General features: G+C 48.5%; 17 protein-coding genes and 1 riboswitch. Of the genes, 6 read left to right on the forward strand and 11 right to left on the reverse strand.

The genetic code is table 11. From position 1 onward, the window contains the following. Positions 1–211: 211 nt before the first annotated feature. From BEB42_RS14065 to BEB42_RS14075, 3 genes are read left to right on the forward strand one after another with little or no spacing between them, the layout of a single operon-like run. On the forward strand, positions 212–1,489 hold the full coding sequence (locus BEB42_RS14065; protein ID WP_000858470.1) for a nucleoside permease: 1,278 nt from the start codon (positions 212–214) through the stop codon (positions 1,487–1,489). Further along, positions 1,486–2,490, forward strand: coding sequence for an ADP-ribosylglycohydrolase family protein (locus BEB42_RS14070; protein WP_000846199.1), 1,005 nt, complete (start codon positions 1,486–1,488; stop codon positions 2,488–2,490). Before BEB42_RS14065 ends, BEB42_RS14070 begins: the two co-directional genes overlap by 4 nt. After that, complete coding sequence (locus BEB42_RS14075; RefSeq protein ID WP_000011987.1) at positions 2,487–3,452, forward strand: carbohydrate kinase family protein; 966 nt, start codon at positions 2,487–2,489, stop codon at positions 3,450–3,452. Before BEB42_RS14070 ends, BEB42_RS14075 begins: the two co-directional genes overlap by 4 nt. Here the strand turns inward: BEB42_RS14075 and BEB42_RS14080 are convergent. The 5 genes from BEB42_RS14080 to rcnR form a co-directional block, all read right to left on the reverse strand. Further along, a complete protein-coding gene (locus BEB42_RS14080) occupies positions 3,426–4,172 on the reverse strand; it encodes a GntR family transcriptional regulator (RefSeq protein WP_000434038.1) in 747 nt (248 codons plus the stop codon). The genes BEB42_RS14075 and BEB42_RS14080 overlap by 27 nt on opposite strands. A gap of 51 nt (positions 4,173–4,223) precedes the next feature. Then, positions 4,224–5,042, reverse strand: coding sequence for a glycoside hydrolase family 25 protein (locus BEB42_RS14085; protein ID WP_001353115.1), 819 nt, complete (start codon positions 5,040–5,042; stop codon positions 4,224–4,226). A gap of 64 nt (positions 5,043–5,106) precedes the next feature. Next, on the reverse strand, positions 5,107–5,907 hold the full coding sequence (thiD, locus tag BEB42_RS14090) for a bifunctional hydroxymethylpyrimidine kinase/phosphomethylpyrimidine kinase (RefSeq protein WP_000822293.1): 801 nt from the start codon (positions 5,905–5,907) through the stop codon (positions 5,107–5,109). Then, positions 5,904–6,692, reverse strand: a complete 789-nt coding sequence (gene thiM, locus BEB42_RS14095) for a hydroxyethylthiazole kinase (protein ID WP_001195624.1) — start codon at positions 6,690–6,692, stop codon at positions 5,904–5,906. Before thiM ends, thiD begins: the two co-directional genes overlap by 4 nt. 34 nt (positions 6,693–6,726) lie before the next feature. Then, positions 6,727–6,823: riboswitch (TPP riboswitch) on the reverse strand. 91 nt (positions 6,824–6,914) lie between these two features. Next, positions 6,915–7,187 (reverse strand): Ni(II)/Co(II)-binding transcriptional repressor RcnR, encoded by a 273-nt coding sequence (gene rcnR, locus BEB42_RS14100; RefSeq protein ID WP_000019944.1) that lies wholly within the window; start codon positions 7,185–7,187, stop codon positions 6,915–6,917. A 120-nt stretch (positions 7,188–7,307) separates the two neighbouring features. On the opposite strand from rcnR, the gene rcnA reads away from it, so the two are divergent. Beyond that, positions 7,308–8,129, forward strand: coding sequence for a nickel/cobalt efflux protein RcnA (gene rcnA, locus BEB42_RS14105; RefSeq protein WP_000134587.1), 822 nt, complete (start codon positions 7,308–7,310; stop codon positions 8,127–8,129). A gap of 218 nt (positions 8,130–8,347) precedes the next feature. Next, complete coding sequence (rcnB, locus tag BEB42_RS14110; RefSeq protein WP_000153074.1) at positions 8,348–8,686, forward strand: Ni(II)/Co(II) efflux transporter accessory subunit RcnB; 339 nt, start codon at positions 8,348–8,350, stop codon at positions 8,684–8,686. 81 nt (positions 8,687–8,767) lie between these two features. Here rcnB and BEB42_RS14115 read toward each other — a convergent pair whose 3' ends face one another. The 6 genes from BEB42_RS14115 to apbC all read right to left on the reverse strand — a co-directional run bounded on the left by BEB42_RS14115 (position 8,768) and on the right by apbC (position 15,560). Beyond that, positions 8,768–9,802, reverse strand: a complete 1,035-nt coding sequence (locus BEB42_RS14115) for a putative fimbrial-like adhesin protein (RefSeq protein WP_000702197.1) — start codon at positions 9,800–9,802, stop codon at positions 8,768–8,770. A gap of 15 nt (positions 9,803–9,817) precedes the next feature. Further along, complete coding sequence (locus BEB42_RS14120; RefSeq protein ID WP_105267423.1) at positions 9,818–12,298, reverse strand: fimbrial biogenesis outer membrane usher protein; 2,481 nt, start codon at positions 12,296–12,298, stop codon at positions 9,818–9,820. A 15-nt stretch (positions 12,299–12,313) separates the two neighbouring features. Continuing rightward, positions 12,314–12,988, reverse strand: a complete 675-nt coding sequence (locus BEB42_RS14125; RefSeq protein WP_000677343.1) for a fimbria/pilus periplasmic chaperone — start codon at positions 12,986–12,988, stop codon at positions 12,314–12,316. A gap of 80 nt (positions 12,989–13,068) precedes the next feature. Continuing rightward, on the reverse strand, positions 13,069–13,611 hold the full coding sequence (locus tag BEB42_RS14130; protein WP_105267424.1) for a fimbrial protein: 543 nt from the start codon (positions 13,609–13,611) through the stop codon (positions 13,069–13,071). A 295-nt stretch (positions 13,612–13,906) separates the two neighbouring features. Further along, complete coding sequence (locus BEB42_RS14140; protein ID WP_001046488.1) at positions 13,907–14,188, reverse strand: YehE family protein; 282 nt, start codon at positions 14,186–14,188, stop codon at positions 13,907–13,909. Positions 14,189–14,450: 262 nt separating this feature from the next. After that, on the reverse strand, positions 14,451–15,560 hold the full coding sequence (gene apbC / locus BEB42_RS14145; protein ID WP_001005448.1) for an iron-sulfur cluster carrier protein ApbC: 1,110 nt from the start codon (positions 15,558–15,560) through the stop codon (positions 14,451–14,453). A gap of 131 nt (positions 15,561–15,691) precedes the next feature. Here apbC and metG point away from each other — a divergent pair, with 131 nt between their 5' ends. Continuing rightward, entirely contained in the window at positions 15,692–17,725 is a 2,034-nt protein-coding gene (gene metG / locus BEB42_RS14150) for a methionine--tRNA ligase (RefSeq protein WP_010359719.1), read from the forward strand. Positions 17,726–17,829: the final 104 nt, after the last annotated feature.

Raw genomic sequence — 17,829 nt, forward strand, 5'->3', positions numbered from 1 at the left:
CCTGGCCCGCCTTTTGCGGGCAATCATAATCCTGGTCGTTACAGGCGAGTTTTTCCATCTTTTGGATGTTTTTTCAGCGTTTTCTGTTGGCTCGATTCATCAGAAAAAATGTTACCGCGGTCAATTTTTCACCACAAAGGTATTTAAAAGGTATTATTAAATGGTATTGTCATCGCGTACCTTACATTACCTGTCATGAAGGAATTAAAAGATGAAAACAACAGCAAAGCTGTCGTTCATGATGTTTGTTGAATGGTTTATCTGGGGCGCGTGGTTTGTGCCATTGTGGTTGTGGTTAAGTAAAAGCGGTTTTAGTGCCGGAGAAATTGGTTGGTCGTATGCCTGTACCGCCATTGCAGCGATCCTGTCGCCAATTCTGGTTGGCTCCATCACTGACCGCTTTTTCTCGGCGCAGAAAGTGCTGGCGGTATTGATGTTCGCTGGTGCGGCGCTGATGTATTTCGCTGCGCAACAGACCACTTTTGCCGGCTTCTTCCCGTTACTGCTGGCCTACTCGCTAACCTATATGCCGACCATTGCGCTGACTAACAGTATCGCTTTTGCCAACGTGCCGGATGTGGAGCGTGATTTCCCACGCATTCGTGTGATGGGCACTATCGGCTGGATTGCCTCCGGTCTGGCATGTGGATTCTTGCCGCAAATGCTGGGTTATGCCGATATCTCTCCGACTAACATCCCGCTGCTGATTACCGCCGGAAGTTCTGCTCTGCTCGGTGTGTTTGCGTTTTTCCTGCCTGACACGCCGCCAAAAAGCACCGGCAAAATGGACATTAAAGTCATGCTCGGACTGGATGCGCTGATCCTGCTGCGCGATAAAAACTTCCTCGTCTTTTTCTTCTGTTCATTCCTGTTTGCGATGCCGTTGGCGTTCTATTACATCTTTGCCAACGGTTATCTGACCGAAGTCGGCATGAAAAATGCCACCGGCTGGATGACGCTCGGCCAGTTCTCTGAAATCTTCTTTATGCTGGCATTGCCGTTTTTTACCAAACGCTTTGGTATCAAAAAGGTATTATTACTTGGTCTGGTCACCGCTGCGATCCGCTATGGCTTCTTTATTTACGGTAGTGCGGATGAATATTTCACCTACGCGTTACTGTTCCTCGGCATTTTGCTGCATGGAGTAAGTTACGATTTTTACTACGTTACCGCTTACATCTATGTCGATAAAAAAGCCCCCGTGCATATGCGTACCGCTGCGCAGGGGCTGATCACGCTCTGCTGCCAGGGATTCGGCAGTTTGCTCGGCTATCGTCTTGGCGGTGTGATGATGGAAAAGATGTTCGCTTATCCGGAACCGGTAAACGGACTGACTTTCAACTGGTCCGGGATGTGGACTTTCGGCGCGGTGATGATTGCCATTATCGCCGTGCTGTTCATGATTTTTTTCCGCGAATCCGACAACGAAATTACGGCTATCAAGGTCGATGATCGCGATATTGCGTTGACACAAGGGGAAGTTAAATGAAAACAGAACGTATTCTCGGTGCTCTTTACGGGCAGGCGTTAGGGGATGCGATGGGGATGCCGTCCGAGCTTTGGCCACGCAGCCGCGTTAAAGCACACTTTGGCTGGATTGACCGTTTTTTGCCTGGCCCAAAGGAGAATAACGCGGCCTGTTATTTTAACCGCGCCGAATTCACCGACGATACCTCAATGGCGCTGTGTCTGGCGGATGCGTTACTGGAACGTGAAGGCGAGATCGATCCGGATCTGATTGGGCGTAATATTCTCGACTGGGCGCTGCGTTTCGACGCCTTTAACAAAAACGTACTAGGTCCGACCTCGAAGATTGCTCTCAACGCCATTCGCGACGGTAAACCCGTTGCTGAACTGGAAAACAATGGCGTGACCAACGGCGCAGCGATGCGCGTCTCGCCATTAGGTTGTTTGCTTCCGGCGCGCGATGTTGATTCCTTTATTGATGATGTGGCGCTGGCGTCCAGCCCGACCCATAAATCCGATCTGGCGGTTGCAGGTGCGGTAGTCATCGCATGGGCGATTTCCCGTGCCATTGACGGAGAAAGCTGGTCAGCGATTGTTGATTCTCTACCCTCGATTGCGCGACATGCACAGCAAAAACGCATCACCACCTTCAGCGCCTCACTGGCGGCACGCCTGGAGATTGCGCTGAAAATTGTGCGCAATGCCGACGGCACCGAATCCGCCAGCGAACAGCTTTACCAGGTCATTGGCGCAGGTACCAGCACTATTGAGTCCGTTCCGTGCGCCATTGCGCTGGTTGAACTGGCACAAACCGACCCGAACCGTTGCGCCGTCCTGTGCGCTAACCTTGGCGGCGACACAGACACCATCGGTGCTATGGCGACGGCAATTTGCGGCGCGTTGCATGGCGTTAACGCTATCGATCCTGCGTTAAAGGCGGAACTGGATGCGGTAAATCAGCTTGATTTCAACCGCTATGCCACAGCGCTGGCGAAGTATCGTCAACAACGGGAGGCGGTATGAGCGGCGCTCGATTACACACGCTGCTGCCTGAATTAACCACGCGTCAGCCGGTGATGGTCGTCGGCGCGGCGGTCATTGACGTGATCGCCGACGCTTATGCCCTCCCCTGGCGAGGGTGCGATATCGAACTGAAACAGCAGAGCGTTAACGTTGGCGGCTGCGCACTGAATATTGCCGTGGCGTTAAAGCGCCTCGGCATCGAAGCGGGTAATGCCTTGCCGCTCGGTCAGGGGGTTTGGGCGGAGATTATTCGCAACCGGATGGCAAAAGAGGGCTTAATCAGCCAGATCGATAACGCCGAAGGTGATAACGGCTGGTGTCTGGCGCTGGTTGAGCCGGATGGCGAACGCACTTTTATGTCATTCAGCGGTGTGGAAAATCAGTGGAATCGCCAATGGTTGGCGCGATTAACCGTTGCGCCTGGCAGCCTGCTCTATTTTTCCGGTTATCAACTGGCCTCGCCCTGCGGCGAATTGTTAGTGGAATGGCTGGAAAAGCTGCAAGACGTGACGCCGTTTATCGATTTTGGCCCACGTATTGGCGATATCCCGGACGCATTACTGGCGCGGATCATGGCCTGTCGACCTTTAGTGTCACTCAATCGTCAGGAGGCTGAGATTGCCGCCGAACGTTTTGCTTTATCCGCAGAGATAACAACACTTGGCAAGCAATGGCAGGAGAAATTTGCCGCGCCGTTGATCGTTCGTCTCGATAAAGAAGGCGCATGGTATTTCAGCAACGACGCTTCTGGCTGCATTCCGGCATTTCCAACGCAAGTTGTAGACACCATTGGGGCGGGCGACAGTCATGCCGGTGGCGTACTTGCCGGGCTGGCCTCTGGTCTGCCACTGCCGGATGCCGTATTGCTGGGCAATGCAGTGGCGTCGTGGGTTGTCGGGCATCGCGGCGGTGATTGCGCGCCAACCCGCGAGGAACTACTCCTCGCACACAAAAACGTATAGATCACTGCGACAGTGGCTGATGCTGTACTCAATAGGCCGTTGCTGTTGGTCAAGCGCCACTTGCTTGATCACCAGCACCGGTATTTTACTATCTAATTGAATATGTGACTGAAACTCGGCATCCGGCATCCGGGCGCTAACGCGGGAACGGGTACGTTGTGGGTAAATGTGCTGGCTGCGGAAGTAGTCATAAAGAGAAATTCCGATGGCATCAACATCATGAATTAAATGCGCCGGAACCCACGATTCCTCAATCGATACCGCTTCTTCATCGACATAGCGAATACGCTTAAGCAAAAAGACATCACTTCCCGCTTCGACCGCCAGCTGCTGCGCGACTTCTTCGGGACATTTCACGACACGCTTGTTAACCCATAGCGTATCGGGCTTTTTCCCGCGCAATACCACCTGCTGAGAAAAACCTCGCGCTTCTTTCAACGAGTATTCGAAGATGTTGTTGATCTGCGTGCCATAACCGCGCGAACGCGTCACCACCCCCTCTTCTTCCAGCGCCTGCATCGCCTTGCGCACCGTAATGCGCGAAACGCCAGTTAACTGACTTAAATCGCGCTCGCCGGGTAAAATATTGCCATGTTCCAGCACCCCGCTGCGCACGGCATTTTTCACCGTTTCGGCAAACTTAATATAAAGCGGCGTGTTATCCGCCGCTAAAATACGTTCGTTCAGTTGGGCAATCAGCTGGGTATGCGCTTGTTCCATTTGTCTTTTTCCTGCCAGGGAGTCTGGTGGGAGTATATCACTGCTTCTTATTTAAGGCGTTTCTTTAATCCCATCAACGAATGCCTGCAACTCCTCCACCGTGCCATTAAACACATTAAAATCCACCGGACCATTAATGCCATCTACCTGTCCACGGTCGGAATGCTGCCAGAAGCGCCAGGCCATGCCGTCATTGTCCGGACGACGTTGATAATAGTGAGCCACCCACCACGGATATTCATTGAAATAGCCCGCCAGATTGGTGTGATAAAAAACGGCTCCTGAGTAAATAATCGGCTTTTTTCCCGTGCGTTTTTCGACCATTTTTAGCCACTGACTTACCCGCTTGCGTAATTCTTTTGCCGATAATTTTCCCCGTTCTTCTACGTCCAGCACGGCAGGGAGATCGCCTTGTGAGAAATCCACCGTTTGCAGAAATAATCGCGCCTGAACTGAAGCGGATACCGACGGGGAGAAATAATGATACGCCCCGCGCAGCAAGCCATTTTCGCGGCTTAGTTGCCAGTTACGCGAAAAATACGGATCCACCAGCTTTTCGCCTTCCGTCGCCTTGATAAAGGCAAATTGCAAGCGAATACCGTTATCGCGCATTTTAGCCACCCGCTGCCAGTCGATCCGCTCCTGCCAGCGCGAAACATCTATTCCGTGAATGGTATAAGCGGCAGGAATGCGAATAGAAAAAGATTTGACCGGGCGATAACCGTAGAAGTGGATGTAGTCTTTAATCTGAATTGCTGTCGAATAGAAAAAATTCACCGTCTGACGCGGATAAATCGCAACGATAGAAATGAGCCCCAGAGCGCATAATAAAGCGGTGAATTTTTTTCGACTGGTGATTCTCAGTTGCATTGGTTTCATCCCTGAATGTCAGCGCCAAAGACTGACAATAACCAAAGCAGCTATAGTACGGTGCTCACCACCAGGCGTGGAAGTGGTGAACCGGACCAATACCGTCGCCAACTTCCAGCGTGTCGGCCTGGGCTAACGCCGATGAAAGCCAGCTTTTTGCCTCCTGTACGGTGTCAGCCCAGTTTGTATGGCGCGGGCGTAGTGCAGCCAACGCCGCAGAGAGCGTACAACCAGTGCCGTGGGTGTTTTTGGTCATAATGCGCGGTGCAGTAAACCGTTGTTCCCCCTCTCGGGTAAACAGCCAGTCCGGGCTTTGCTCATCATCCAGATGACCACCTTTCATTAGCACTGCGCCACAACCCATCGCCAACAGCGATCGCCCTTGTTCCAGCATTTCCTGTTCGTTGCGCGCGTGTGGCGCGTCGAGCAAGGCGGCAGCTTCGGGCAAGTTTGGCGTTATTAATGAAACCTGTGGCAATAATCGACTGCGCAGCGTGGCAACCGCCGAAGGTGAAAGCAGAGGGTCGCCGCTTTTTGCCAGCATAACGGTGTCGAGTACCACGTTTTGGATCTGATAACGTTGCAACCGTTCTGCCACCGCTTCAACAATATCGGTTTCCGCCAACATACCGATTTTAGTGGTGTCGATTCGCACATCAGTGAACACCGAATCGAGCTGGGCGGCGACAAAATCAGGCTCAATGCGATACACCGACTGTACGCCACGGGTATTTTGCGCCACCAGTGCAGTAATAACTGAGCAACCATAAGCGCCAAGTGCCGAGAAGGTTTTAAGATCGGCCTGAATCCCTGCGCCACCGCTCGGATCAGTACCGGCAATCGTCAGAGCGTTAATTCGTTTCATGCCTGCACCTCCTGCGTCAATTGCCAGAGCGCATCAAGAAAATGGGGAACAAAACTGCCAGGCCCTTCACTTCTGGCGACGGCGCGTTCTCCGGCTTGTTTCATCCAGTGACAGGCAGATGCGACATTTTCCAGCGTATCACCTGGTAACGCACAACAGGCAGCGACAACCGCCGATAATGCACAGCCAGTTCCTACCACTTTGGTCATTAACGGATCGCCGCCGTGAATGCCAACGGTGCGACGACCATCGGTAATATAATCCACCTCGCCAGTGACCACGACGATTGCGCCAGTTTCCCGTGCCAGTGTTTGTGCAGCAGGTATCGCGTTAGCCGCGGCGTCAGTGGTGTCCACTCCCCGTCCACCATTAGCAACGCCAGCTAATGCCATGATTTCCGAAGCATTACCACGTATCGCTGCCGGTTTAAAAGATAAAAGTTCATGACAAAAATGGCGACGATAATCGAGTGCGCCAACCGCGACCGGATCAAGCGTCCAGGGCGTTTGGGAGTGTGTTGCCTGTTCAACGGCAGCACGCATTGCCTGTGCGCGTGGCTGCGTCAGCGTGCCGACGTTAATTAGCAAGGCACTGGCGATAGCCGCAAACTGACTGGCCTCTTCTGCTTCGATAACCATCGCTGGCGATGCACCGAGCACCAGTAAAGTATTGGCAGTAAAGGTTTGCACCACATCATTGGTCATGCAATGCACAAGAGGAGAGTGTTGGTAAAAGAGGTTTAACGCGTGCGCTGATTGCGCGGAACTCAGCAGGTCGACTTGCATAGTTTGCTCCTGCCATAACGTGAAGAAGCAATGACCTGGTGGTCTGTGACTTCCCTACGCTGGCATTATCCAGATCAGGTGATACGGGTATTTCTCAGCCTTCACGCAGAAGGGCACCCCGAGTCGTTTGGTTGCGATGATGAATCGCAGAGATGGATGGTAATGTCCCGCGCACACGTTGTAAACGAGGAAAAACGGCGGGATTACAATAACGTTGTGAAATTATTTGATATATGAATCCAACACCTTCAGAACGACATCCAGATCTTCTTCACGTTTTAGCTCATCCCCCTGGTGAACGATGTGTTCCGTCAGATGCCCCTTAATCACTTCGCGCATCAGGCCGTTTACCGCGCCACGGATAGCAGCAATCTGTTGTAGAACAGCTGCGCATTCGTGCGGCTCGTCGAGCATTTTCTTGAGCGCCACGACCTGACCCTGAATCTTACTGGCACGCGCTTTCAGTTTCTGTTTATCACGGATTGTATGAGACATGGCAACACCTGGTTAACAAGAACATGAAAAATCATAGCACTATTATTCTACTGGGGGGTAGTATCAGGTACTGGGGGGGAGTAGAATCGGATTGCCGAATTAATACTAAGAATTATTATCATGACCGAATTTACCACTCTTCTTCAGCAAGGAAATGCCTGGTTCTTCATCCCCAGCGCCATCTTACTTGGTGCGCTTCATGGCCTGGAACCAGGGCACTCAAAAACGATGATGGCGGCGTTTATCATCGCCATCAAAGGCACCATTAAACAGGCGGTGATGCTCGGACTGGCAGCAACCATTTCGCATACCGCGGTGGTCTGGTTGATTGCCTTTGGCGGGATGGTGATCAGCAAACGTTTTACTGCTCAATCTGCAGAACCGTGGCTCCAGTTGATTTCCGCGGTGATCATTATTGGCACCGCGTTCTGGATGTTCTGGCGTACCTGGCGCGGCGAACGCAACTGGCTGGAGAATATGCACGGGCATGATCATGAGTATCATCACGATCACGAAGATCACCACGACCATGGACATCATCACCATCACGAACATGGGGAGTATCAGGATGCTCATGCACGAGCCCATGCCAATGACATTAAACGACGCTTCGATGGTAGAGAGGTCACCAACTGGCAAATTTTGTTATTTGGCTTAACCGGTGGCCTTATCCCCTGCCCGGCAGCAATTACCGTGCTGTTGATTTGCATTCAGTTGAAAGCCCTGACACTGGGCGCAACACTGGTCGTCAGTTTCAGCATTGGCCTTGCGTTAACGCTGGTCACCGTAGGCATTGGCGCAGCAATCAGCGTTCAGCAGGTCGCAAAACGCTGGAGCGGATTTAACACTCTCGCTAAACGCGCCCCCTATTTTTCCAGTCTGTTGATTGGCTTAGTTGGTGTGTATATGGGCGTACATGGCTTTATGGGCATAATACGATAACTCAATCCTTTAGGCTTGCATGTTATCTTCAGCCCAGGATGATTCTTAAATCAGCTATTTCCGCTGGCTCTCTGCTCGCTAAGGATGCTTTTAGGGCATCCTTTCATTTACACTTTTTACGAAATCATGGGATCACTAACAAAATATCGCTTGTCAGTTATATTGTATGGCAGGAAAGATATGCGACTGATATTACAGATCCCCAAAGTGGAGAGTTTATGACCATTAAAAATAAGATGTTGCTGGGTGTGCTTTTGCTGGTTACCAGTGCCGCCTGGGCCGCACCAGCCACCGCGGGTTCGACCAATACCTCGGGAATTTCTAAGTATGAGTTAAGCAGTTTCATTGCTGACTTTAAGCATTTCAAACCAGGCGATACCGTCCCAGAGATGTACCGCACCGATGAGTACAACATTAAGCAGTGGCAGTTACGTAACCTGCCCGCGCCTGATGCCGGGACGCACTGGACCTATATGGGTGGCGCGTACGTGTTGATCAGCGACACCGACGGTAAAATCATTAAAGCCTACGATGGTGAGATTTTTTATCATCGCTAAAAAAAGCCCCCTCATCATGAGGGGGAAATGCAGACACCTTGTTATTTTTTATTATTAGCCACTTGCTCGTCTTGCTTGTTATTAGTCGTATTTCACGTTGATTAATGCGGTTGCCTCCAGTGCGCCAGATTTAATTTTATTTGTATCGTAGACGTAGTAACTGGCAGTTATCGGAATTGAAACCGTTGTATCTGTAAGTTTTGACTTTGCCGCAATTTCTTTTAAATTTGTGTATTCTTTACTGCTGTTAGTGATATTTAAAAGTGTGACTGGAGAACCATTACTTTCAAGAATAAATCCTACGCCATTATCTTCCGCACCTTTCAGTATTGTGTTGCTGTTGGTTAACAAGTCAGAACTTGATAAATACACCTGCATTTTCCGTGATGTTTGATTTTGTTGACCTAATAAGTTTTTACAACGCAGAACAATATCCCCTTTGTTACTATTTATTGTTGCTTTGTTACCTGTAGCTGGTAATTGTGAAACGGGAATACTCTCTAAAGTAATTAATAAATCGTCCGGTTTGCAGGTTGTGGTTATCGGGTTGTATGACAATGTCAGATTAAAGGAATAGACACCTGCATTTTGTGCCAATGCATTTCTGTAGCTATTTACACATGCATCCCATGACTTGCCACCGAATAAACACAGTAAAAATTGTACTGCAGCACTCCCGCGTGTCGATGATGAAGCACTGGATAATGTCGCAACACCATTAATCATCACTGAACCGCCGCCCCCCGCAGAAACATTCACTTTTGCATTACTGGCCGCAGGTGTCACCGTTACCGAATAACCATTGGTGAAACTGGTCTGATTATTTGACAACGTGATGTTGTTTTTATTGGTCCATTCAAAATGTAAATTTAATTTAATGGTATCGTTATAAAGTCCAACAATAATATCCGACGGGCTCATAGGGGTGATAGTATTTGTACTCACGCATGACGAATCATTAAAATTATGCTCATATGTTGCCGTTTGTGTTTGAGTCAGTGCAAAATCCCCCTGAACAGCAAAATTATGCTGGGCAGATAACTCTCCATAACATGCTGCATAACTCACAGGCATTACCATCATAATTAATATAAATAACATTATGCGAATTTTCATAGAGCCACCCGATTATTACTGGCAAATATAGTTCCTATTTTCATCAATCTCTTTACCGAAGGTGATTGTGCATGAGAGCCCTTGTTGTTTATCAATTGCCACATTAACCGATGGCGGTACATCATTAGTGCGAATAAATAACTGGCTTCCCTGACCGACAACACCAATATTGTGACCGTGGATATCATTGACTTCATAACCAAACGTTAATGGTTGCCCATCCGCTCTTAACGCTTTTATAAACCAGGGCTTGTGCTGATCGGTATCAAAATTAACCAGTACAACCGCGCCGCGAAAAGGGGCGGCAATGTTCCGGTTGCCACGTAATTCTGCTTCGCTATCGCTTTGCGACACATCCAGCATCAGGTGATTTTCCCGATAAGGTGTCATTCCGTCGTATACCACCACTCCATTACGGTTTGTTGTGCGATATTTTTGCCCATTGACATAAGCATCTTTAATTCCTGGCGCATTCATCACAGCAAACGTTTCGGAAAGACGGTTCGCCAGATTAACGCCACCCGACCAGGCGACAATGCCCCCTGAAAGACTGGCTCCAGCCTGTCGATAAGTACTCGACTGACTATAACTGCCATTCACCGTTGCCACCGGCGCGTTCCAGGTTAAATTCGCTCCAGCTGTCGTTTCATTTCCCTGATGCTGATGACTCAGGTTGACCCCATAGTTAAATTGATCCCGGCTTCCAACGGTTCCCGATAATCCCGTATTATTTGAGGCAAAACCCTGATCATCAAATGTCGTTGAGTTAGACATATATATTTGCCGACGAGGCGTCGTAACGTCATCACCCCAATCAAAGGGAATCGATATAAAAATATTAAAACGTTTCTCTTCATGATGATTCTCGTCATAAGCCTGGCTTGCTGCGAGGGTATAGCTTATCCGTCGCAGGTTGTTGGAATAACTCAACTGATAATCCTTACTGCTGCCGCTACGCCCCCAGTAATCTCGCCATAACGTACTTAAGGACACAGAACCCCAGCCTTCTGGCAATGACTGGCTCATATTGGCAGAAAAGCTATTTTTACGGCCAAAATCGTTCTGGTAATAATCGGCAATGTCATAGATATCGTTTTCATCACGGCGATAATTATCTTTATTGTTTGCCCAAACGTGATCGTTAAATGTCCGGTAATCACGCGACGAATAACGCCAGGCCGCCAGACCAAAACGCGTCGACGTTTGGCTCACAAATTTGTTGTAGGCAATTTGATAACTTTGCCCGTCAAACACATCGCCGTTGTCTTGTTTACTATGCGACTTCGTGGCATCGACGGAAATGGCACCAATGCGTGTATTCCAGCCAGTCCCCAAAGTGAACGCGTAATAATTATTCGCGACCATCGATCCGCCATACAGCGTCAATAAGTTATTAAAACCATACTGATAACCCGCCTGAACAAAATCACTTTGTTTGCTCGCCCCTTCAATATGGCTACGACCTGCCGCAAAATCATATTTCGACACGCCGGGTTGCAGCATATTCGGCACTGCTGCATAAGGCACCAGATAGGTGGTTACCGAACCGTCCGCCTCTTTCACGCTGACATCAAGATCTGCTCCACCACCGGCCAACTGCAAATCTGTAATCGCAAACGGGCCAGGAGGAACCTCTTTCTGATAAACCACAAAACCGTTCTGTTCAATAGTTACCAGCGCGTTACTCTGAGCAATCCCCTGCACCCGTGGAGTAAAATTTTGTTTCGAGTTAGGCAACATCTGCATATCACGAAACAACCGCACACCGCTGAAGCGAACAGAATCAAAAATATCGCTTGATGTGTACATATCACCCACGCGAAGCGTGCCGAGAAGTTGGGCAAATCCACGTTCCAGATACAGGGTATTGCTTTTCCACACCCCTGGATTGCTATTTGTTTTACTGAAACTGGCATCAGAATGCAGTTGCCACCCCAGTAAATTTAACCCGCTGTTAAAACGTACATATGTACTCTTGCTATTACCCGACGCTTTATAGTCGCTGTAATACTGACTCACATAATAAGAGGTATAAAACGCATTAATACCCCGCTCCCAGTTTTCCGGTGGAACATAGCCACTTTCCAGTTCTTCCACCCACGCCTGCGGTACACTGAAATCGAGACGAAAAACTCCGATATCCCAGGTATAGCTCCCACCGTGAACAAGTTGCTCAAATGTTAAACATTGCTTACCGCTGGCAAAGTTATCGGTATTAATGCCTAACCGCTTGATAATTTCCCTGGATAAACATGTTTCTTGCGGGTTGTCTTTAACAATAATCTCATATTTCCCGCGCCATTGCTTATTGACATAAATATCGATGTCATACTGCCCCGGCAAGGGTTGATTATCATCAAGACGAATATTTGCAACCTGCTGGTCTTTCATTCCACCTATCATAAAATGGGTATCAAAGGTTTCTTCAGCTGCATAAGCTTCAATGCCGAGCAATAACGCTACGATTGCTGATGCAAGTGGGGTCATTCTCAACATAGGCAGCTCCTGCAATTAAATTTTGTCACTAATATAGTTGCCATGGTCATCGATAATGGTCAGATACCAGTTATTCGCATTATTACTTTTGACATTAATACTCTGACTTTCCAAGGGGGCAATCATAATAGTTTCATAATTGACTTTGACATTATTAGCTTTGACATCCGAAATCGTTACCCAATTTGCTGAGTCATTTTTTATCACCAATCCATTGCCACTGCGATTTACCAGTAACTTTTTAAATGTCGCTTTATTTACCGGTGCAATACCCGCAGGCCGGTAAAACAATTTGATTCTGTTTTGCATTGCAAATTTCAGTGCATTCTTGCCCTCTTGCTCTGGACTATTTGGTGGAATATCCAGAACATTCAGATAAAAAATGCTCTCTTTATTAGTGGGCAGTTTATTCGACATAATTTTGATTTTTACTTGCTGCCCGGAATTTGCCCCTATTTTTGCCACTGGTGGCGTTAACATGAAAGGAACCTGAATTTTTTCAGGTGGTAACGACGTATCGCCATCATCAATCCACGCCTGCAGCAGCGAAGAACGGTTTCCCTGGTTCATCAACTGCACCATCACTTCTTTATTTTCTGCCGGGTAAATAATGCGCGTCCCGTAGATAACAATTCCGGCATGCGCAGGAAGGACCATAGAAGAAATGAGTAAAGCTAATAATCCTTTCATCTTAATGCCTCTTAAATTAAAAGGCCGCCATGGGGATAGCGGCCATGTTTATTACCTGGAGAAATTTGAAATTTTATTTATTAATCCTGCGCCACACGCATAACCAGAGAAGATAACACATCACCTGATCGCACTGAATTATCTGTCAGCTTCAGGTATTTTGCTTTAAACGGAATAGCATATTGACCTTCCGCTGTTTTATAACTCTCAATGTTAAAAGGTGCAGAAACATCCAGGACATCACTGTTATCACCTAAATAGAGATAGTACCCCACGGTATCGTTGCTACTGGCTATCGCCTTATCGTTTCCGGTTATTTTATCGTTGGTAATCAACGAGAGTTTTACACCAGCAACTTCTTTCGGACAGCTAATTTTTAACATGCTGCTGGTTACACCGACTGCATCATCATAGGTCGAGTATTTAGCTTTACCTTCAAAGACAGTGGTTGGTACAGTTGGCATATTAATACTTACTGAATCGCCACCCGCTTCGAATTTACACGGAGATTCTGCAATATTCCCTTTAATGGTTAATGTTCCGGTATCAACGTCTGCGGCAAATACCCCAGCGCTCATAAAAAAAGAAGAAAAGACAGCGGCAGCAATAATTGAACGTTTCATAATATGTTCCTTAATAAAATTTATTTTTTGGTTGTTAAGAGTCTGTATCTCTTGGAAACAAATTTCTCACATCAAAAAAGTTGCCGCAATGTAAACATATTGTTTTATTGATTTAAAACAAATTAACTATTGCAATATAAATACAACAAATACTTAAGCATATTAAATATTTATCACATCTATTAATTAATGCAGATTTTTTTAAATGGTATTATTAATATCAATAAAAAAGCTGAAATCATTCACGCGAATGATTTCAGCTTTCTAAATCCGCTTAAAAAACCAGGGTGGCAAATTAATCGTAGCGATTTAACACGATTCGACGTTTGCTATCACTACCTGCAACAACCACTTCTGTCGTCACACCTTTGACTGGCGAAGAAACCTGATGACGGGTATCAACATCATACGTTAACTGACCACAATGCTGTTGAGGTTGACCATTAACCATAGCCATACTGCATGTTGGGGGACTGATCCTGCCATTAATCGTTAATGTGGCAGTCTGTGAAGAGAACGCGGGAGAAGCCATTCCATAGGCAAGAAAAATAATTCCTGATAGCCAGTACTTATTCATTGAACGTTATCCCTGTAGTAAAGGTTATGCCTGGATAGAATGAGTGCATAACAAACTATAGCTGTACATCCACTACACAGCCACGAAGGATGATAATGATGCATTGCCTGTACGATCAATCGACTTTATAGAGTTTCGGACGAAGGTCCGCAGAATATTCGCAGCATTAAATAAGTGTTCATTAATGCGGCAAAAACAAATACACCGCATCAATGTAACATCTCTGCGGTGTATGAAAAACAACCAAAAAGGTTAATACGCGTCAGACCGCGCGGAAGGAAATCTCGCCAGGAATGACTTCTCCCTGCCAATAAAGCTGGGCTGCAACGCGGTCAGCCAGCTGGCGGTAGATAGCGGTAAATTCGCTCTCCGGACGGCTGATAACTGTTGGCGTGCCTTTATCGAGATCTTCACGTAAGGAAATGTGTAACGGCATCTGCCCCAGCAACTGCGTGTGGTATTTCTCGGCCAGTTTCTCTGCACCACCGGTACCGAAAATCGGTTCATGGTGACCACAGTTACTGCAAATATGCACACTCATGTTCTCGACAATACCGAGCACCGGAACCTCGACTTTCTCGAACATCACAATGCCTTTTTTCGCATCGATCAACGCAATGTCCTGCGGGGTGGTGACCACTACCGCGCCAGTTACTGGAATGTTTTGTGCCAGTGTCAATTGAATGTCACCGGTGCCTGGCGGCATATCAAGCACCAGATAGTCGAGATCCGGCCACAAGGTTTCCTGCAACATCTGCATTAACGCCTTGCTCGCCATCGGACCACGCCACACCATCGCATTGTCGTCAGTGACCAGATAACCAATTGAATTGGTTGCCAGTCCATGAGACATAATCGGTGCCATATGGGTACCGTCCGGCGAAGTTGGACGCTGATTTTCTGCGCCCAGCATGGTGGGTATTGATGGGCCGTAGATATCGGCGTCCAGAATGCCGACTTTCGCCCCTTCCGCCGCCAGTGCCAGCGCCAGATTTACCGCCGTGGAGGATTTACCCACGCCGCCTTTACCGGAGCTGACCGCAATGATGTTCTTCACGCCGTTAATTCCCGGCTGATTCTTCACGCGTTTTAAGGTGGCGATATTGTGCGACAGTTTCCAGTCGATAGCTTTCGCCCCGGTGATGCGCAGCAGTTCAGCGCTACATTGCTCTTTTAACTCTTCGAACGCGCTATGCCAGACGAATGGCATAACCAGTTCCACATGCAACGTGTCGTCCATCCAGGCGACATGGTGCAACGCTTTCAGCGTGGTGAGGTTATGCTTCAGGGTTGGGTGCTGAAAATTGGCCAGTGTCCCGGCGACCATTGCGCGCAAGGCTTCTGGTGATTTGGCCTGGGATTGTTCGTTCATCCCGACTCCTTTTTTGTATAGATAAACCATCAGCTGATAGTTTACCTGAAGAATATAGAGAAGTACTTACTTAACATTTTCCCATTTGGTACTATCTAACCCCTTTTCACTATTAAGAAGTAATGCCTACTATGACTCAAGTCGCGAAGAAAATTCTGGTGACGTGCGCACTGCCGTACGCTAACGGCTCAATCCACCTCGGCCATATGCTGGAGCACATCCAGGCTGATGTCTGGGTCCGTTACCAGCGAATGCGCGGCCACGAGGTCAACTTCATCTGCGCCGACGATGCCCACGGTACACCGATCATGCTGAAAGCTCAGCAGCTTGGTATCACTCCGGAGCAGATGATTGGCGAAATGAGTCAGGAACATCAGACTGATTTTGCAGGCTTTAACATCAGCTATGACAACTATCACTCGACGCACAGCGAAGAGAACCGCCAGTTGTCAGAACTTATCTATTCTCGCCTGAAAGAAAACGGTTTTATTAAAAACCGCACCATCTCTCAGCTGTACGATCCGGAAAAAGGCATGTTCCTGCCGGACCGTTTTGTAAAAGGCACCTGCCCGAAATGTAAATCCCCGGATCAATACGGCGATAACTGCGAAGTCTGCGGCGCGACCTACAGCCCGACTGAACTGATCGAGCCGAAATCGGTGGTTTCTGGCGCTACCCCGGTAATGCGTGATTCTGAACACTTCTTCTTTGATCTGCCTTCTTTCAGCGAAATGTTGCAGGCATGGACCCGCAGCGGCGCGTTGCAGGAGCAGGTGGCAAACAAAATGCAGGAGTGGTTTGAGTCCGGTCTGCAACAGTGGGATATCTCCCGCGATGCACCGTACTTCGGTTTTGAAATTCCGAACGCGCCGGGCAAATATTTCTACGTCTGGCTGGACGCGCCGATTGGCTACATGGGTTCCTTCAAGAATCTGTGCGACAAGCGCGGCGACAGCGTAAGCTTCGATGAATACTGGAAGAAAGACTCCACCGCCGAACTGTACCACTTCATCGGTAAAGATATCGTTTACTTCCACAGCCTGTTCTGGCCTGCCATGTTGGAAGGTAGCAACTTCCGCAAGCCGACCAACCTGTTTGTTCACGGCTATGTAACGGTGAACGGCGCGAAGATGTCCAAGTCTCGCGGCACCTTTATTAAAGCCAGCACCTGGCTGAATCATTTTGACGCTGACAGCCTGCGTTACTACTACACTGCGAAACTCTCTTCGCGCATTGATGATATCGATCTCAACCTCGAGGATTTCGTCCAGCGCGTGAATGCCGATATCGTTAATAAGGTTGTAAACCTGGCATCCCGTAACGCGGGCTTTATCAACAAGCGTTTTGACGGCGTGTTGGCAAGCGAACTGGCTGACCCGCAGTTGTACAAAACCTTCACGGATGCCGCTGAAGTGATTGGTGAAGCATGGGAAAGCCGCGAATTTGGTAAAGCAGTGCGCGAAATTATGGCGCTGGCTGATCTGGCTAACCGCTATGTCGATGAACAGGCTCCGTGGGTGGTGGCGAAACAGGAAGGCCGCGATGCCGACCTGCAGGCAATTTGCTCGATGGGCATAAACCTGTTCCGCGTGCTGATGACTTACCTGAAGCCGGTACTGCCGAAACTGACCGAGCGTGCAGAAGCATTCCTCAATACGGAACTGACCTGGCATGGTATCCAGCAACCGCTGCTGGGCCACAAAGTGAATCCGTTCAAGGCGCTGTATAACCGTATTGACATGAAGCAGGTTGAAGCACTGGTGGAAGCGTCTAAAGAAGAAGTGAAAGCCACTGCCGCCCCCGTGACTGGCCCGCTGGCAGATGATCCGATTCAGGAAACCATCACCTTTGACGACTTCGCTAAAGTTGACCTGCGCGTGGCGCTGATTGAAAACGCAGAGTTTGTTGAAGGTTCTGACAAACTGCTGCGCCTGACGCTGGATCTCGGCGGTGAAAAACGCAATGTCTTCTCCGGCATTCGTTCTGCCTACCCGGATCCGCAGGCACTGATTGGTCGTCACACCATTATGGTGGCTAACCTGGCACCACGTAAAATGCGCTTCGGTATCTCTGAAGGCATGGTGATGGCTGCTGGTCCTGGCGGGAAAGATATTTTCCTGCTAAGCCCGGATGCCGGTGCTAAACCGGGCCATCAGGTGAAATAATCCCCCTTCAAGGCGCTGCATCGACAGCGCCTTTTCTTTATGAATTCCTAAAGTTGTTTTCTTGTTTGTTCAACGCTCTTAATTTTTTTCATTAACTGCTAGCA

Source organism: Escherichia sp. MOD1-EC5990 (assembly GCF_002965285.1).
Lineage (GTDB): Bacteria > Pseudomonadota > Gammaproteobacteria > Enterobacterales > Enterobacteriaceae > Escherichia > Escherichia coli_F.